The 17,251-nt window shown below is 62.5% G+C and carries 18 protein-coding genes; 10 read left to right on the top strand and 8 right to left on the bottom strand.

Annotated features, from left to right (window positions below):
- Positions 1-87 precede the first annotated feature (87 nt).
- The gene (locus GSQ90_RS06355) at positions 88-1,119 is read right to left on the bottom strand and encodes an L-idonate 5-dehydrogenase (RefSeq protein ID WP_158813922.1); all 1,032 of its coding nucleotides are present in this window, start codon (positions 1,117-1,119) and stop codon (positions 88-90) included.
- 288 nt (positions 1,120-1,407) lie between these two features.
- Here GSQ90_RS06355 and GSQ90_RS06350 point away from each other — a divergent pair, with 288 nt between their 5' ends.
- From GSQ90_RS06350 to GSQ90_RS06340, 3 genes are all read left to right on the top strand, one after another.
- Positions 1,408-2,184, top strand: a complete 777-nt coding sequence (locus tag GSQ90_RS06350) for a glucose 1-dehydrogenase (RefSeq protein ID WP_158813921.1) — start codon at positions 1,408-1,410, stop codon at positions 2,182-2,184.
- A gap of 125 nt (positions 2,185-2,309) precedes the next feature.
- The gene (gene gndA, locus GSQ90_RS06345; protein ID WP_158813920.1) at positions 2,310-3,740 is read left to right on the top strand and encodes an NADP-dependent phosphogluconate dehydrogenase; all 1,431 of its coding nucleotides are present in this window, start codon (positions 2,310-2,312) and stop codon (positions 3,738-3,740) included.
- 247 nt (positions 3,741-3,987) lie between these two features.
- Positions 3,988-4,353, top strand: coding sequence for a hypothetical protein (locus GSQ90_RS06340; protein ID WP_158813919.1), 366 nt, complete (start codon positions 3,988-3,990; stop codon positions 4,351-4,353).
- Positions 4,354-4,503: 150 nt separating this feature from the next.
- Here GSQ90_RS06340 and GSQ90_RS06335 read toward each other — a convergent pair whose 3' ends face one another.
- Positions 4,504-4,677: a hypothetical protein gene (locus GSQ90_RS06335; protein WP_158813918.1), complete on the bottom strand. Its 174-nt coding sequence runs from the start codon at positions 4,675-4,677 to the stop codon at positions 4,504-4,506.
- Positions 4,677-4,979 carry a hypothetical protein gene (locus GSQ90_RS06330; RefSeq protein WP_158813917.1) on the bottom strand — a complete coding sequence of 101 codons (303 nt, stop codon included), beginning with the start codon at positions 4,977-4,979 and terminating at the stop codon, positions 4,677-4,679. Before GSQ90_RS06330 ends, GSQ90_RS06335 begins: the two co-directional genes overlap by 1 nt.
- Positions 4,980-5,406: 427 nt before the next feature.
- Here GSQ90_RS06330 and GSQ90_RS06325 point away from each other — a divergent pair, with 427 nt between their 5' ends.
- The 6 genes from GSQ90_RS06325 to GSQ90_RS06300 all read left to right on the top strand — a co-directional run bounded on the left by GSQ90_RS06325 (position 5,407) and on the right by GSQ90_RS06300 (position 11,381).
- A complete protein-coding gene (locus tag GSQ90_RS06325) occupies positions 5,407-5,766 on the top strand; it encodes a hypothetical protein (RefSeq protein WP_158813916.1) in 360 nt (119 codons plus the stop codon).
- A 169-nt stretch (positions 5,767-5,935) separates the two neighbouring features.
- Positions 5,936-6,997 carry an ABC transporter ATP-binding protein gene (locus GSQ90_RS06320; protein ID WP_158813915.1) on the top strand — a complete coding sequence of 354 codons (1,062 nt, stop codon included), beginning with the start codon at positions 5,936-5,938 and terminating at the stop codon, positions 6,995-6,997.
- 44 nt (positions 6,998-7,041) lie between these two features.
- On the top strand, positions 7,042-7,257 hold the full coding sequence (locus GSQ90_RS06315; protein ID WP_158813914.1) for a hypothetical protein: 216 nt from the start codon (positions 7,042-7,044) through the stop codon (positions 7,255-7,257).
- 255 nt (positions 7,258-7,512) lie between these two features.
- Positions 7,513-9,171, top strand: a complete 1,659-nt coding sequence (locus GSQ90_RS06310) for an extracellular solute-binding protein (protein WP_158813913.1) — start codon at positions 7,513-7,515, stop codon at positions 9,169-9,171.
- Between the two features lie 125 nt (positions 9,172-9,296).
- Positions 9,297-10,394, top strand: coding sequence for a carbohydrate ABC transporter permease (locus GSQ90_RS06305; RefSeq protein WP_158813912.1), 1,098 nt, complete (start codon positions 9,297-9,299; stop codon positions 10,392-10,394).
- A gap of 126 nt (positions 10,395-10,520) precedes the next feature.
- Positions 10,521-11,381 (top strand): carbohydrate ABC transporter permease, encoded by an 861-nt coding sequence (locus GSQ90_RS06300; protein ID WP_246731463.1) that lies wholly within the window; start codon positions 10,521-10,523, stop codon positions 11,379-11,381.
- A gap of 56 nt (positions 11,382-11,437) precedes the next feature.
- Here the strand turns inward: GSQ90_RS06300 and GSQ90_RS06295 are convergent, their stop codons facing one another.
- Together GSQ90_RS06295 and GSQ90_RS06290 are read right to left on the bottom strand one after the other, a co-directional pair.
- Entirely contained in the window at positions 11,438-11,821 is a 384-nt protein-coding gene (locus GSQ90_RS06295) for a DUF427 domain-containing protein (protein WP_158813911.1), read from the bottom strand.
- A gap of 38 nt (positions 11,822-11,859) precedes the next feature.
- The gene (locus tag GSQ90_RS06290; protein WP_158813910.1) at positions 11,860-14,391 is read right to left on the bottom strand and encodes a patatin-like phospholipase family protein; all 2,532 of its coding nucleotides are present in this window, start codon (positions 14,389-14,391) and stop codon (positions 11,860-11,862) included.
- A 198-nt stretch (positions 14,392-14,589) separates the two neighbouring features.
- Between GSQ90_RS06290 and GSQ90_RS06285 the strand changes: the two genes are divergently transcribed.
- On the top strand, positions 14,590-15,702 hold the full coding sequence (locus GSQ90_RS06285) for an NADH:flavin oxidoreductase/NADH oxidase (protein WP_158814258.1): 1,113 nt from the start codon (positions 14,590-14,592) through the stop codon (positions 15,700-15,702).
- 22 nt (positions 15,703-15,724) lie between these two features.
- Here GSQ90_RS06285 and clpS read toward each other — a convergent pair whose 3' ends face one another.
- From clpS to GSQ90_RS06270, 3 genes are read right to left on the bottom strand one after another with little or no spacing between them, the layout of a single operon-like run.
- The gene (gene clpS, locus GSQ90_RS06280) at positions 15,725-16,081 is read right to left on the bottom strand and encodes an ATP-dependent Clp protease adapter ClpS (protein ID WP_158813909.1); all 357 of its coding nucleotides are present in this window, start codon (positions 16,079-16,081) and stop codon (positions 15,725-15,727) included.
- A 53-nt stretch (positions 16,082-16,134) separates the two neighbouring features.
- Positions 16,135-16,545, bottom strand: a complete 411-nt coding sequence (locus GSQ90_RS06275; protein ID WP_158813908.1) for a VOC family protein — start codon at positions 16,543-16,545, stop codon at positions 16,135-16,137.
- Positions 16,536-17,162: a histidine phosphatase family protein gene (locus GSQ90_RS06270; RefSeq protein WP_246731430.1), complete on the bottom strand. Its 627-nt coding sequence runs from the start codon at positions 17,160-17,162 to the stop codon at positions 16,536-16,538. The genes GSQ90_RS06275 and GSQ90_RS06270 overlap by 10 nt, the downstream gene beginning before the upstream one ends.
- Between the last annotated feature and the right edge of the window lie 89 nt (positions 17,163-17,251).

Genomic DNA, 17,251 nt, shown 5'->3' with positions numbered 1-17,251 from the left:
GCCGATAGCCGTTCGATTCAATGAATTCTCATCAGGCTCTGAGCGATCGCACGCGCGACGATTTGAAACCAGATTGCAGCGTGGCTTTCAGAAGGACAGTTGCACCTTCATCGATCGGCTCCGATCCATCGCGAGTTCGAACGCCTCGGTCGCCGCGGTGAAAGGCAATGTCGCCGAGATCAGCGGCTTCACATCGACCAGACCCTTGCCGATGAGCGCGACGGCGAGCGCAAATTCCTCGTGAAAACGGAACGTGCCGCGCAGTTCAATCTCCTTGGCGACGATTGTGTTCACCGGCAGCTTCATCTCGCCGCCCAGGCCAAGCTGAACGATGACGCCGCCAGGCCTGACGACATCGAGACCGCCGCGCAGCGCGGCCTCATTGCCGGAGGCTTCGAACATCACGTCGAATGCGCCCTTGTCGGCGGCGTAGGGCGCGAGCGCCTGAGGTTCGGCTGCGATATTGATGGTCTTGTCGGCGCCGACCTTGCGCGCAAAGCCGAGAGCCCCGTCGGCGACGTCGGTGACGATGATTTCCGCCGCGCCGGCGCGCCGGGCGGCGATCACGGCCAGCGCGCCGATCGGGCCGGAGCCGGTGATGAGAACGTTTTTACCCAGCAACGGCCCGGCGCGCCTTGCGCCATGCAGACAGACCGCCAGCGGCTCGGCCATCGCCGCCTCGCCGAGCGACACGCCGTCGGCGACGACATGCGCCTGCGCCTCGTCGCAAACGAGGACTTCGCGAAAGGCGCCCTGAACATGAGGAAAGCGCATCGCGCTGCCGTAAAAGCGCATATCGAGACATTGGTTCTGCCGCCCCTCAAGGCAGAATTTGCACTTGTTGCACGGGCGGCTGGGGCTGACGGCGACGCGGTCGCCGGCTTTGACCCGCCGCGCGCTGGCGCCCACAGACTCAACGACGCCGGCGATTTCGTGGCCGAGCACCATCGGTTCGCGCAAACGCACGACGCCAAATCCGCCGTGGTTGTAATAGTGCAGATCCGAACCGCATATGCCGCCGGCGGCGATGCGCACGCGAATGTCGTTGGCGCCGAGTTCGGGGATATCCAGATTTTCAACGCGCAGGTCTTTGGCGGCGTGAGCGACGATGGCGCGCATAAACTGGCTCTCCTGAATTCTGGCCTCGCGCCGCGGACGTGAGCGAGGGTTGGCTTTAAGAATTGCGCGATCGGATTGAGGAAATCGAGAGAGCGCCTGCCGATGTTGGGCTTGTTCCAGAATACGTCAAGCCCGGCCCCGCCGATCGCTCCCCTGGACAATGCGTCGATCGGCGAGCGTCGCAAAATAAAAAGTTTGACTGGCGCAGGATGTTATCCATGACATGCTGCGATATTTCTGTTCCTTCACGACATTGCGCCGGAACAAGATTATCGGGAGTGGCAGCTCATGGCCTCGAAAATCGAGCGTCTATTTGGTTTGAACGGGCGCATCGCGCTGGTGACGGGATCGTCGGGCGGCATCGGCCGCGCATTGGCCGAGGGCATGGCTGAGGCGGGCGCGTTCGTCGTCGTCAATGGGCGCTCGGCGGACAAAGTCGGCGCCGTCGTCGCGCAAATCGAGGCTTTGGGCGGCAAGGCGTTCGCCGCCGTCTTTGACGTAACCGATAGCGCCCAGGTTCGCGCCGGCGTCGCCCGCATCGAAGCGGAAGCCGGCCCGATCGACATTCTGGTCAATAACGCGGGCATCCAGCGGCGCACACCGCTCGAGGATTTCCCGGAGGAAACCTGGCGCGAATTGATGAAGACCAATCTCGACAGCGTTTTCTTTGTCGGACAGGCGGTGGCGCGCGCGATGATCCCGCGCAAGCGCGGCCGCATCATCAACATCTGCTCCGTGCAGAGCGAATTGGGCCGCCCCGGCATCGCGCCCTACACCGCCTCAAAAGGCGCGGTGAAAATGCTGACCAAGGGCATGGCGATCGATTGGGGCAAGCACGGCATCCGCGTCAACGGCCTCGGTCCCGGCTATTTTCGCACCGAGTTGAACAAGGCGTTGGTTGAAGACGAAAAGTTCTCCGCATGGCTCGCCGCCCGCACGCCGCTAGGACGCTGGGGCGATGTCGAGGAACTCGTCGGCGCCGCCATCTTCCTCGCCTCCGACGCCTCCAGCTTTGTCAACGGCCACATTCTCTATGTCGATGGCGGCATTACCGCATCCATCTGAACCGCGCACCGCGCTCGCCGTCATGGGCGAGATGAAATTGCGCGACGGAGCGACCATATGTATCGATAATGCCACGGGCATGCGCCATGCGCCCGGCCTATCGACAGAGGAAAAGGGAAGAAACGATGACAAACCTTGCCGACCTTGGCGTTCTCGGCCTCGCCACAATGGGCGCGAACCTCGCGCGCAACGCCGCCCGAAAAGGCTTTGGCGTGGCGGTCTACAATCGCCACGGCGGGCGGACGGACGAACTGATCGCAGATCATGGATCGGAAGGCCGCTTCACCCCCGCCAAGACCATTCCCGATTTTGTCGCGGCGCTCGCCCGCCCGCGCGCCATCATCATTCTAGTTAAGGCGGGTAAGCCCGTCGACGACGTCATCGCCGAGCTCGTCCCCCATCTCGAAGAAGGCGACATCATCATCGATGGCGGCAATTCTCTCTTCACCGATACGAGCAGGCGTTTCCACGCCCTTAAAGAAAAGCGCCTGCGTTTCCTCGGCATGGGCGTCTCGGGCGGCGAGGAAGGCGCGCTCGAAGGCCCCAGCATGATGCCGGGGGGCGACGCCGAAGCCTATGCCCGCATCGCGCCGATGGTCACCAAAATGGCGGCGCAAGTCGACGGTACGCCATGCTGCGCCTTCATCGGCCCCGAGGGCTCCGGCCACTACGTCAAGATGGTTCATAACGGCATCGAATATGCCGACATGCAGCTCATCACCGAAGCCTATGATCTCTTCAAATCCGTCTACGGCCTCGAGGCCTCGGCGATCGCCGGCATCTTCGAGGAATGGAAAACGGGCGAACTCGATTCCTATCTCATTGAGATCACCGCCGCCGTCCTGCGCAAGCGCGACGCCGCCGGCGGCGCGCTTGTCGATGCGATCGTCGACGAGGCCGAGCAGAAAGGAACGGGCCGCTGGACGGCGCAGTCCGCCCTCGATCTGGGCGTGCCGCTGACCTCGATTACCGAGGCGGTCTACGCCCGCGCGCTCTCCGGGCGGCGGACCCAGCGCATCGCGGCCGAAAAGCTCTTTCCTCACCCGACCAATGTCGCACGCAAGCCGGAGAAGGCCGACATCGATGCGATCCGCGACGCCCTCTACGCCTCGAAAATCGTCGCTTACGCCCAGGGTTTCGAGCAGATGACGGCGGCTTCCGATCAGTTCGGCTGGAATCTCAGGCTTGGCGAGGTCGCGACGCTCTGGCGCGGCGGCTGCATCATCCGCGCCCGCTTCCTCGATCGTATTCGCGAGGCCTATGACAGCGGCGAGATCGCGCCCAATCTTCTGCTGCAGAGCTATTTCCGCGACGCCGTCGTGAAGGCGGAACCCGCCTGGCGGCGCGTCGTGTCGCTCGCCGTCGAGCAAGGCGTGCCTGTGCCGGCCTTCGCCTCGTCGCTCGCCTATTATGACGGCCTGCGGCGCGCCCGCGGGCCGGCCAACCTCCTGCAAGGGCTGCGCGACTACTTCGGCGCTCACACCTACCGCCGGCTCGACAAGGAAGGCAGCTTCCACACGCGCTGGGGTCAGGACGGCGACGAGATCAGCGTCTGACAAAGAGCGCGTCGTTTTGCGCTGCGCACGTCGATGGCGCGAATTTGCGAAGGCGAGGCGCCGCCGATTCCCGGACTTGAACGGCGAAGCCGGCGCAATATGTGACAGGCGCCACATCATGAGCGGTGAGGCAGGTCTATGGTTCTGGCGGAAGACGAATCGCCGTGATCGGCAGCGTGCCCCGCAAGTGCAATTTTCGCGCGGGGGCAACGGCGTTGGGATCGGCGGCCGTTTGGAGGATTGGGACATGTCGGACGAACTGCTGGAGGCCATTCCGCTGCTCGCGGTTCTCATCGAGGCCGCGGCGCTCGTTTGGGCGTTCGCACGCAGGAACGTGAACGGCATCGTGCTGGTCAATGCGCTCGTCGCCGCCGGCGTCATTCTCTTGATCGCCCCGGAACTGACGGCTTCCGTTCAGTTCGCCGATGTCTTTCTCCTGCTTCAACTTGTCGTGCTGGCTTTTGCGCTGACGACATTGACGACGAGCTTTTCGTGGCTCGCCCATCCCGTCGGCCGGCCGTTGGCGGTGTGGGCCGAATTTTCGATCATGGTCGGCTTGAGCGCGGCCCTTCTGATCGTCGTGTTGATCCTCAGGATGGCGCAGTTGGTCTGATTGCGTTCGGGAGCCGAGGGCGTCGATGTGTCGTTGTCAGTGGCGCTTTCGGGCGCCGCTCGCATAAGGTGGTCTGAGACGCCCATCGCTGATTTCTTATGTCGCGCGGCGGCCGCAAGGTCGCCCTCTTTGTCGCGCAAGCAAGGATTGCTAACGCCGCCCGGCTCCTGGCCGGAAATTGTTCAAGCGTCTTCCGGCGCCGAGGACAATCGCGGCGACCCCGATGATAGCGGCGTCGACCGCGCCCCATAAGACGACCATGGTCGCGCCGATGCCGCCATAGACGCCGACGCCGATGAGCAGCGCTTTGAAGTGATGGACCATCACGTCGCCGGGCCCTTTGTCGGCGCCGAAGAAGCGCTAACGGCGCTGTCGTTCCGCGCAGCGATGGGCGCGCGGCTCGCGGGCTTGGATTCGTCAATCAGCGCTGCGCCCCATATCGCCGCGCAGGCGTCATAGCAATTCGAGGCATTGGCGGAATCGCGGCCAGGATAGGCAAGCGTCGTCCCCATGGACTCGGAATAGCCGTCGCCGACCGACGACGGCATGTCTTTCCATGGCGCCGCCGCCAGGCCGCTGCCGCCGGCGATGACCAGAGCCGCCAGTCCGATTGCAAAGCGTTTCATGACGATCCCCGCAAAGAGCGCTTGCCATGCGCGGCCCCGCTATAAAGCGGGACCATCCACGAGCCCGGCTGCTTGTAGGCCCACGCCGCCGCGCGCGATGTGGCGCAGCCCACATATCGTGCGGCCGCCCCTGATCCACACACGAAGGACAATGGCCGCCCGTTTGGCTTGGCCTTGCAAAAGTCCTGCTTGCGAACCTCACAGCTATATGCTACGGATCGTAGCACTACGGTGAGTAACATTACGGCGGCTGATAGTCCCCTGGACTTGGGAGATATCGAAGGCGAGATCATCCAACGCGCCGATCAGCAAAAATCACTGGGTTCAGTTCGCCGCGCGTATCGACTGATGAGGATCGTGGCCGCGCTCTGGTCGGGCTTCTCCGCTTCGAAGCCAGCAGACATCGCGCAAAAAAGGAGAATGGGTGATGAATGCGAAACTCGTTCTACGCGCCCTAGCGATCGTCACCGTTCTTGCACCGCCCTGTGCGGCGACGGCGGCGGCGTACCACACCTATGTGGAAAGAAACGCCGCGTCTGGCGTCCCCACGCATATCTGGACTTTCGCCAATTGCATCGGAAGAGTCCAATATCCCTTCTCGGGAACCGCTTTCGCCGAACATGGGACGGTCGCCTTCAAGGAAGCGGTGAAGAGCCGATGCGGAAATCCCAACGCGGTCACCCGAGAGGTTTGGTATACGTCCAACGCGGGGTTCACCGGCGTTGATAAAGTGACCTTTCCGCGCCGACGCGGACATGCCGAGATTTTCGCAATCGCCGTGCATTGACGGCAAGGGCGAGGCGGATCGCCGCCGCCCCGCCTTTTGCTTCGGTTGCGCCGTCAGGTCCACCTTGCTCGCTCATCGTCCGCATTGGCTCGACGACGCGGCCGCGATGGAATAGCTTCGCCCCAAAGATTTGCGCGCGCGGCGGCAAACTGCAAGGGGGAGCGGAGGCATGGCCTCGGTCGACGTCGACAAAGTGCGTAAATCCTACGGCCCCCTTGAGGTCATCCACTCGGTTTCGGTCAATATCGTCGACGGAGAATTCGTCATTCTCGTCGGCCCTTCCGGCTGCGGCAAGTCGACGCTTTTGCGCATGATCGCCGGGCTCGAATCGATCACGGCGGGCGACATCAGGATCGGCGAGCGCATCGTCAATCATCTCCCGCCCAAAGACCGCGATATCGCGATGGTGTTCCAGAACTACGCGCTCTATCCGCACAAGACGGTGGCTGAAAATATGGGCTTCGCCCTCAAGCTGCGCCATGCCTCCAAAGCTGAGATCGAGACGCGGGTGCGGCGCGCGGCCGAGATCCTCGACCTCATACCTTATCTTTCCCGCTATCCGCGTCAGCTTTCCGGCGGCCAGCGACAGCGCGTGGCGATGGGCCGCGCCATCGTGCGCGATCCCAAAGTGTTCCTGTTCGACGAGCCGCTTTCAAATCTCGACGCGAAATTGCGCGTGCAGATGCGCGCCGAGATCAAGGAGCTGCATCAGCGGCTGAAAACGACGACGATTTACGTGACGCATGATCAGGTCGAAGCGATGACGATGGCCGACCGGATCGTCGTCATGCGCGACGGAATCGTCGAGCAGGCTGGGTTGCCGCTCGATCTTTACGACCAGCCGGCGAACCTTTTTGTCGCCGGATTCATCGGCTCGCCGTCGATGAACTTCCTGAAAGGCGCGATCCGGGTGAACGGCAAGCCGTCCTTTGTGACGGAGGACGGGGTGACGTTGCCGCTGGCGTCCGCGCCCGCCGGGGCCGACGGCCGGCCCTGCATCTATGGCGTCCGCCCCGAACATCTGACGCTCGGCGGCGACGTCAAAGTCGAAGTGTCGGTGATCGAGCCGACAGGTTCGGAGACGCAGGTGTTCGCCAAAATCGGGCCGCAAAAGATCGTCGGCGTGTTCCGCGAACGCGTGTCGACGAAGCCCGGCGAGACGCTTCTTGTGACGCCCAATGTCGACGCGGTGCATTTGTTCGATTCCGCGACGGGAGCTCGGCTGCAATAGGATCTCGCGGCGATCCGTTCAATGGGATCAAGGCGCATCCGCTGATGACGCCGGAGACGATCGACGGCTATCCCTTTGATCATGCGGGCCTCGGCGAGACATCGCTGCGGATGGCGCTGCGCCCCGAAGGGGTCGATCTCGCGCGGCTGTCAGACGAGAAATGGCACGCGCGCAGCGCCCGCCATGCGACGGCCGATCTGGGCGGCCAGGGTCGCGATCGGATCCTCGCGCGCCTTCACGCGGCCTTGAAGAGCCCTTGAGAGTTCAAGCGCGGCGAGCGGGTCAGTCGCGTCAGGCGCCGCAAGTCCTGTGAAGGGCAAGCTGATTGACTTCCCTCAGGCCTGTTGCATACTAGCATGTGGGCGCCGTTCCCCTTGGATTCCTGCGCGCTGCCGGGCATTCGCAAAGCGAAGAGCCGGGCGAAGCGGGGCGACGTCCGTTTGCGTAGGAGTCGGTGAAGATCCGACGGACGCGAGGATCGTCGTTAAAAAACAAGACAATCGGGAGGGATCATCATGCGACTTCAGGTTTATGAACAATTGATGGCGATGCAGGCCAGTCGCCGCCAGCTCATGAAAGGCGCCGCTGGCGCGGCCGCGGCGATCGCCGCCAACGGCTCTTTGGCCCTCTCGGCCACGCCGGCTTACGCCGCCGATAGCATCGTCGCCCAGATCATGAAAATTCCAGGCGCCGGCAATGGATCGCCGACCGACGCCGACTGGCAGAAAGTCGGCGAACTCTGCCTCGAGCCGACCAAGGCCACCGTCCAGCCCGGCGAATTCAAAGGCATCGAATTCTCCTTCATGGGTCTGAACAACCAGAACCTTCACAACTTCCTGTTCCGTGGCTTCCTGACGCCCTGGGAGGCCTACACCGGCGCCAAGATCAAATGGATCGACCTCGCCCAGGCCGATTACAACGCACGCCTGCAGCAGTCGATCGCGACCGGCACCGTCGACTTCGACATCATCGAAATGGGCGCGCCGTTCGAAGGCGACATGGGCGTCAAGGACCTTCTGTCGGAAATGCCCGACTGGGTGATGAAGCAGATCGAATTCGACGACATCGTCAATTACCTCAAGCCGCCGGTCGGCGCCTGGAACGGCAAGATTCATCGCGTCACGATCGATAGCGATTGCCACACGATGAACATCCGCACGGACGTCTTCTCCGATCCCGACCTCGCCAAGGCCTGGAAAGACGGGGGCGGCAAAGGCGATTGGGGTCCGCCGAAGACCTGGCAGCAGGTATTGCCGATCAACAAGTTCCTCAAAGGCAAGAAGGTCAAGGGCAAGGACGTCTACGGCTTCCTCGACCAGCCCAAGCCCTGGGGCGGCTTTTGCTTCTACTTCCTGTGCAGCCGCGCAACCGCCTACGCCAAATATCCCGGCGAAAAGAACTGGCTGTTCGACGAGAATATGAAGCCGCAGGTCAACAACCCCGCCTTCGTCCGCGCGATCCAGGACGTGATCGACTGCTTGCCCTACGAGCCCGCGGACCAGATCAACGCCGACCCCGGCACGACGGCCTTCCAGCAATTCCTCACCGGCACCGGCTCGCTGCTGGAATGGTGGGGCGACATCGGCACGGTCGCCAAGACGAGCGACACAGCGACCATCGGCGACGCGCTCAGCTTCGACATCCTGCCGGGCTCCGACGACGTCTATAATTTCCGCAAAGGCGCCTGGGAGAAACTCGCGAGCGGTCCGAACATCGCGCCCAACATGGCCTACCTCGGGTGGGGCATTTACGTGATGAAGACGGTCGACGCCGATTCCAAACGGCACAAGGCGGCGTGGAGCGCGGCGGCGCATCTCGGCGGCAAGGATCTGTCGATGTGGACCTCGGCCTATCCCTCCGGCTTCCAGCCCTATCGCAAGAGCCACACCAATCTCGACCTGTGGGCCCTGGCGGGATACGACAAGAAATACATCGGCTCCTACATGGACTCGCAGTCGACGTCCTACAATCATCCGAACTCGGCGATCGAGCCGCGCATTCCCGGCATTTTCCAATATTACAGCATCGCCGAGGACGAGCTGCAGAAGACCTTCGCCGGCAAGGAGACCGCGCAGCAGGGCGCCGACAATATCGCGGCGGCCTGGGAGAAACTGACCGACAAGCTCGGTCGGGAAAACCAGGTCAAATATTATAGGATCGCAATGGGCCTCTGAACCCGGCGACCGATCCTCCCGTCAAACAGCCCCTCCGCGGCGCGCAAAGCTTCGCCGCGAAGGGGCGATAGAAGAATTTGGAGCGCCGCGAACCGCAGGGTCGCCAGGCCGCATGGGAAGAGTCAGTGACCGGGGGCAAATTCGAAGCGGCGCATGAGGACTTGTCGGAAAGGCGCGTTCGGCTGGGGCGTTGGCTCTTCCGACTCGCAACGCTGTTGCTCATCGCCGTCGTGGCGCTTCAGACGTTGGACGCCGCCGGCGTCCTGACGATCGGCTTCGCGAACTGGCGGCCGGTTCTCTATACGTACATTTTCTGGGGCGTAGCGCTCGGGAGCAGCCAGATTCTGACCCGCGGCGAAGCCGGCCAGCAGGCGGCGTTCGTTCTGCCCGCGCTCCTCTTCACCGCCGCGATGGTGATCTTTCCCACGATCTTTGGGCTCTATATCGCATTCACCGACTGGAACCTCAACGCCCAGTCGGGACATCACTTCAACGGCTTCGACAATCTGCGCACGCTCTGGGGCGATTCCTATTTCTGGAACGCGCTCAGCAATATGGCGATCTATGCGTTGACGGTGCTCGTCCAATACGCCATCGCCTTCGGCCTCGCTTTGCTTCTCAACGCCGACATTCGCGCGCGCAAATTCTTTCGCGTCGCCTTTCTGCTGCCCTTCATGCTGAGCCCCGTCGCGGTCAGTTGGATGATCGGCAAGTCGATCATGGAGAACCGCTTCGGCCCCGCCGCGACCTTCGCCAGAGCTATCGGTTGGGAGAACCCCGCTTTCTTCACCTCGCCCTGGATCGCTCGAACGAGCATCGTCATCATGGATAGCTGGGTGTGGATTCCCTTCATCGTCATCATGCTGCTCGCCGGACTGCAGGCGTTGCCGGTCGACGTAAAGGAAGCCGCCAAGGTCGACGGCGCCAATCGCTGGCAATCGTTCTGGGAGATCACCTTTCCCTTGATGCTGCCGGTCAGCGTGACGGCGATCGTGCTGCGGGTCATTTTCGAATTGAAGCTCGCCGACATCGTCATCAACGTCACTGCGGGCGGACCTGGCGGCGCGACCGACACCATCTCCAGCTTCATCTACCGCGAATACCGCGACCGCTCCAATGTCGGCTACGCGACAATGATCGCGGAGGTCTATCTCATCATTATCATCATCTTCGTCACGCTGCTGCTCAAAGCGCTGGGGCGATTCATGCAAAAGATGACCTGAGGACGCGAACATTGCACGTCGTGGAATTCGCGAAGAAGGAGGGACAGCGTGAGCGCTGAAGTCGCCAACGGCGTCGCGCCGCGCAACGCGCCCATATCATCAAGGGCCGCGGCGACAGGGGCCCATATCATCGAACGCGTGCTGATCTACGCCGCGCTCGCGCTATGGACCTTTATCGCGCTGTTTCCGCTCTATTGGACGTTATCGACATCCTTCAAGCTCGGCAGGGACGTCACGCAGGGACATCTCATTCCCTGGCTCGATTTCCAGCCGAGTTGGAAGGGATTTCAGTCACTCGGCCTGTCGCCCGACACCATCTTCGCCCACTCGAACGTCCGCGACGAATTCTTGAACAAGTTTTTCAACAGCGTCATCTGCTCGCTCGGCGCCTCAGCGCTCGCCGTCGTGATCGGTTCGCTCGCCGCTTATGGCCTCAGCCGGTTCGATTATAAATTCGGGGTATGGCGCAACAAGGACATTTCCTTTTTCTTCCTGTCGCAACTCATCCTGCCACCCGTCGTTTTGGCGATGCCCTTCCTCATTCTCTACAAGGAGCTCGCGCTGCTCGATACGCGCATCGGCCTTATCCTCGTTTACACGCTGATGGTGCTGCCGATCGTGATCTGGGTCATGCGCGATCAGTTCGACACGATCCCCAACGAGATCGAACAGGCGGCGCTCGTCGACGGCTGCTCGATCTGGGGGGCGTTTTTCCGCATCGTATTGCCGATCGCGATGCCTGGAATGGTCGCCGCTTTCATCCTGTCGATCGTTCTTTGCTGGAATGAGTATTTCTTCGCATCGCTGTTGACCGGTTTCGACGCGCAAACGCTCCCCGTCATGGTCGCGAGCCAGACGGGATCGCAAGGGATCAATTGGTGGACGATGGCCGCGCTGTCGACGGCGGCGATCGCGCCGCTGGTGCTGATCGGAATATTCCTCGAGCGCTATATCGTGATGGGACTGACGGCGGGCTCGGGCAAGTAAGCGCGGGAGGAGCGAAGCGAACCGCTGATCTCGTATGCGAGGCGCCGCGCCGCTCCTCAGCCCTCCCGCCGCTCCTCGATCGCATCGACCCGGTCGGGATAGAAGGCGAGATGGTCCTTGATCTCGGCGACAGGGGCGAACGGGCTCTCGTAGGTCCATACGGCGTTCGCCGACCGCTCGCCGCCAAGGGGGATGCTGTAATAGGCGCATTCGCCTTTATAGGGACAATAGGTCGCGCGATCCGTCCGCTCCAGCAGCGCCATATCGACATCTTTGCGCGGGATATATTGGACGGCGGGATAGGACGCCTCGCGTAGCGCCAGGGCCTTCGTCGTGTCGGCTACGACGCGTCCAGCGATCGTGACGACGACGCGCGCCGGGTTCGGCTGGATCACGATCGGATGATCGGGTCCGGGAATCTTGATCGGTTTGGCTGTCATGGCTTTATGTTCCTTTATCCGCCGGACGACGCGCCGGCTCAAGGCGTGACCCATTCCGGCGTTGCCGCTCCGAGCATGGCGCGAACCGCGGCGATCACGGCGAGACGATCGGCAAAGGCGCCGGGGCCGGTCGATGGAAAGCTGAAACTATCCGAGCCGCCAAAAACGCCATCGACCATGTGATAGCCGAGCGCCCGATAGACTTCAAACTGCTCCTCGGTGAAAAACTGGTCGCCCGTGTTCTCATGCGGGAATGACGGATAACGCTTCTTGTAATCGAGAATATAGTCCTTCTCATCGCCGGTCAGCGAGGATTTGAAGTAAATTATGATTCCCTCGGCGCCGGTCTCGTAGGTCACCCGGCCGATCGCGCAATGGGGCCCGTTGGAGCAAACGCGATCCGCATCCATATGCGCATCGACGGATTTGGTCATCGCCGCGATCTCTTCCCAGGGCAGCGCGATCCGCACGCCCAGATCAATGCGCGCATAGCGCTCCAGCGTCAGCAGGGACGGAAAAGACATGCTGGGATCGGCTTCCGCGTCGACGACAATAACGAGCTGACAACCGCGCTTCAACAGCTCGTAGATTCCGAGATTCTCGATATGGCCGCCGTCGGTGAGCAGGATGTTGCGGCTCGCCTCGTCGAGTTGGTTGAGCATTTCCAGAAGCAGATAGAATTTCCCCAACAGCCCGTTCAACCCTCTTTGCAAAGCGCCCCCTGATTTCGTCGCGAGATCAAGCGGATTGCGCAGCCAATAACCCAGCCGGATGTTGAGAAGCGCCAGGCTCGGCGACAGCAGCCTCACCGTGGACGAACCCATATTCGCCGAGACCGCGGCGCCCGATATCGCCATCGCGGTCGCGAGATTGAGCCGCGGGTCGATCCGCTCCATGTCGTGCGCCCGCGCATAATGCGTCAGATCGCTGCCGACAAAATCGCGCGTGAACATGAAGAAATCGGCGTTGCGCCCGCGCCGGTTGGCTTCTTTTGATCCTTCCACATTCAAGGCGGAATTGACGATGTGATAAGGGCCGACGTCTCCCTGCAGCTCCGATAGCTTCAAATCGTCGAGCGAGGTCACGGCATCGTCGCCTTGTTTGGGAGCGCGGAACAGAAAAGCCTCGCTCAGCCGGTCGCGATAGAAGCGATGCAGCGAATAGCCATTGGCTTGCAAGGCGATCATGATAAGCGCCGCGACCCCAAACGCCGCGATGGCCGCCAGGACGACCGAGCCGTTCATCATCCAGAGCGAAAGTTCGAGATAGGCGATCCAGATCGCGACCGGCAGGACCAGCGCCGCAACAAAGATCAAGCCCTGCGTCGCGATGCGCAGCGCGAAAGTGCTCCAGTCTGTGGCGCGCTCGCTCGTTGTGAGAAATCTGCCGAGAAAGCTGCTCAGCGCGGATACGGCGCCACTGAAAGCGCCCAAAGCGCCGACGATTGTTGGCAGATAGGCTGGAGAGAAAAGCTCTTTTTCCAGATAGCGGTGGACATGCACGGTGAATGCGATTGCAACCGGCTGGAGATCGAGAAACGCAACGACCGCGGTCATGATCATCAGGACGCGGGCGATGCGGAGCGCGTCGCTATCGGCGTCATCGGTATAGCGGTCAAGCCATGGACGCGAACGCAGCACGGCCCAAAGAACGAGCGCCGCCGTTATTAGGACGATCAAGCAGAGCGTCAGCCTGAACGGCTGTTCTCCCACAAGATCATTGACCGCGATGGCGTGAAATAACAATCCGTCGATCAGGCGCGGCGCAAAGCTCCCACGAACCAACGATCCGGCATCGGGATAGGCGACAAACGTGAGAAGCGCCCCGCCGAGCAGGCAGGCAAGTACGATGACGAAATTGGCGAGCAGCCCACGCAGGATGATGGCGGCGGCTTCCGCGATGTTCCTTACGCCACTGCGGCCGCGCGGCATCAGATAGTTGGAATAGTTGCGCAAATGGGCGACGGCGATGCTGTCGAAGACGTCGTCGCCGAACGGGAACGCGCCGCCGCCGCGCGTGCTCATGGCGGCGCTTAGGCACGCGCCGATATAGCCGCCGCCGGACACGGTGGAGAGATAGTCGATCGATTCGAGGAGGCGGCGCGCATGAATCGCCTGCAGTACTCCCAGACAAACCGCCGCCGAGCGGATCCCGCCGCCTGAAAAAGCGAGACCGTTCGCGTCGCATGGTACGGGTTGCGGACGAGTCTTGTCGTAATCGGGGTGGCGGAGGTCGACGCGCGGCTGCGCAAGCGCATCAATGCGAACGGCCGCGTCGACATGATCCGCGGCGCTGGCGAAGAGCTTGCGCGGATCGGGTGAAAGTTTGCGCGACCGTTTCGATTCCGGCGCGCGGGGCCTGACCAGCGATGGCTCCGGGCGGCGCGCGGGCGGCGGCGCAAACGGCGAGACCTTCGGTCGGCCATGCTCTTTGCGACGCTCGTTGATGGCGCGGAACTCGACCGCGAGAACATCTTCAAAATATTGAAGCGGCAACAGCGGGCGGCGCGCAAAAGACGTCCAAATCCAATGCGCGCCCCGCCAAAACCATTGCGAGAATTGGTTCGACATGACGGCCCGCCAGCGCCTATTTCAAACATGACTATCCGGTAAAATGGCGCCACGCGCAAGATTGCGATTATTGAACTCCTCCCGACCATCAATCTTTCGACTCGGCCTGATATCGAAGCGTCCGGCCGCCGCGCCTATTTGCTTATCGGTTCGAAGCCTTATATGGAACCGATCGTTCTCTTTTCCGAAGGCCCCTCGATGAGCGCCCTATTTTCCCCATTCACGCTGCGCAGCCTGACCCTCCCCAATCGCATCGTCGTCTCCCCGATGTGCCAATATTCGGCCGAAGAGGGCCGCGCGACGGCGTGGCATATGATTCATCTTGGCGGCCTCGCGCTTTCGGGCGCCGCCATGCTGTGCATCGAGGCGACGGCCGTCGAACCGGACGGGCGCATTACGCCCAGCGATCTTGGGCTTTGGGATGATTCCACCGAAGCGGCGCTCAAGCCGGTGCTGGCCGCGATCCGCAAGCATTCGAAGATCGCCGTGGCGATGCAGATCGCCCATGCCGGCCGCAAGGCGTCGAGCCATTTGCCCTGGGAGGGCGGCCAGTTGATCCCGCTGTCCGAAGGCGGCTGGGCGCCGCATGGTCCGTCCGCCACGCCCTACAAGGAGGGCGAGCCGGCGCCGCTGGCGCTTGACGCCGCCGGCCTCAAGCGGGTGCGAGACGCCTTCGCGGCGACGGCCAAGCGCGCGGCGCGGCTGGGGATCGACGCCATCGAGGTGCACGCGGCCCATGGCTATCTCCTGCATGAATTTCTTTCGCCGATATCCAATCAGCGCAGCGACGAATATGGCGGTTCGCTCGAAAACCGCATGCGCTTCCCGCTCGAAGTGTTCGACGCGGTGCGCGCCGCCTTCCCCGCTGACAAACCCCTCGGCATCAGGGTCTCGTCGAAAGATTGGGTGGAAGGCGGCTGGGATGTCGAGCACACCATCGCCTTCGCCAAGGCGCTTAAAAGCCGCGGCGTCGACTGGATCGACGCGTCCTCGGCCGGCGTTTCGCCGTTGCAGCGGATCGCGCTGGGGCCCGGCTATCAGACGCCCTTCGCGCAAGCGATAAAAGAAGGGGCTGGCGTCAATACGATCGCCGTCGGTCTGATCACCGAGGTTCAGCAAGCCGAGGACATTGTCGCGAGCGGCAAGGCTGATCTCGTCGCGCTGGCGCGCGGCATGCTCTACGATCCCCACTGGCCGTGGCGTGCGGCGGCCGCGCTTGGCGCGACGGTCGAGGCGCCGCCGCAATATTGGCGCGCGCCGCCGCACGAGCAGAAGGATTTGTTTCGCGGCAGCACCACCGGCGTGCGCTGAAACCGCTTCGGCGTGATGCCGGTTATTCCTCCGGCTCGGTGGTGAACAGCAGCGGATAGCCTTTGGCGCGGCCCGCGTCGATGGCGCGCGTCGCCTTGGTCTCGGCGACGTCCTTGGTGAAGACCGCGACGACGCAGGTCCCGCGCCGATGCGCGGTGATCATCACTTTATGCGCCTGATCCTCGCTCATGCTGAATTCGCCCTTGAGCACTGTGACGACGAATTCGCGCGGCGTATAATCGTCGTTGACGAGAATGACCTTGTGCAGACGCGGTCGTTCCGTCTTCGTCCGGGTTTTGGTCTTTGGCGTCGTGGCGATGTCGCTCACCGGAGGCGCTTCTCCTGATGAAGCGCCGCCGCGGCGGCGCGCGTCCTGCATATTCCCACGTCCCGCGCCGTTCGTCCATCGCGCGCCGGCGGCGGCGTCCGCGCTTAGGCGGGCTCGTCGCAGTTAATCATCCAGGGAATGCCGAATTTATCGACAAGCATGCCAAAACGAGCGGCCCAGAAGGTCTTCTGGATCGGCATGCGCACCGATCCGCCCTCCGCCAAAGCGTGAAATATACGATCTGCGGCGCCCGTATCCTTGAGCACAAGTGAGACGGAAAAACCCTGAGGCTTTTCATAACGGTCCGGCGGCGCGTCGGAACCCATCAGAACGGTGTCGCCGATTGTCATGCTCACGTGAAGGATTTTGTGATGCCATTCGGGCGGCGTGTGCGCCGCCATCGGCGTGCCGACATGGGTCAACATCGCGGTAATTTTGCCGCCGACGATTGGCTCATAAAACCTGAACGCCGTTTCGCAATCGCCGTTGAACAGGAGATAGGGGTTCACTTGCATCGCGCGCTCCCTGGTTCGTTCGACGGATCAAAGTTCCATAATACTACCGTCGATGTCTCGGGATGGCTAGGCTCAAAGCCAAGTACGCTGAGCGACGCCACGCCAAGCGTGAAACGCTCCCCCATGATCACAGGCGCGCCAATCCATCGCGCCGCGAGGACGCGGCCGAAATGGCCGTGCGTGAACAGCGCGATCTCGCCGCCCTCCGCGCGCAGCCGCGCGAGCAGCCGGTCGGCGCGGTCGGCGACCTCTGCGGGTGTTTCGCCATGGGGACATCCGTCGCGAAAGATGTTCCAGCCGGGCCGCTCCTTATGGATGTCGGCGGAGCGCAGCCCTTCGTAATCGCCATAATCCCATTCCGCCAGATCCGGTTCGATCTCGGCCGCCGCCCCTAGCCCGGCCAACACGGCTGTTCGTTGCGCGCGGGCGCGCGGACTGGTCAGCACGCGCGCGAAGGCGATCCCCCGCAAGCAGGGTTCGAGCGCGCGGGCGCCATCCTCGCCGCGCGCGGTCAGCGCAATGTCCGTGCGGCCGGTGTGTTGGCCGGAAAGCGACCATTCGGTTTCGCCATGGCGGATCAGGGTGAGCCGAAGCGACGCCTTTCGCGCAGGGTTCAAAGTTTTGCTCTCCATCTCGCAAGTCTCGGCGGCGCGACTTTATCCGACACAGGCGTCCTCGACTATCCGCCTTCCGGCGACGGCGGCGC

It is taken from the genome of Methylocapsa sp. S129 (assembly GCF_009765995.1).
In the GTDB taxonomy this organism is placed as follows: domain Bacteria; phylum Pseudomonadota; class Alphaproteobacteria; order Rhizobiales; family Beijerinckiaceae; genus Roseiarcus.
The sequence above is the reverse complement of the archived record's forward strand: the minus strand, read 5'-3'. Positions and strand labels throughout refer to the sequence as shown.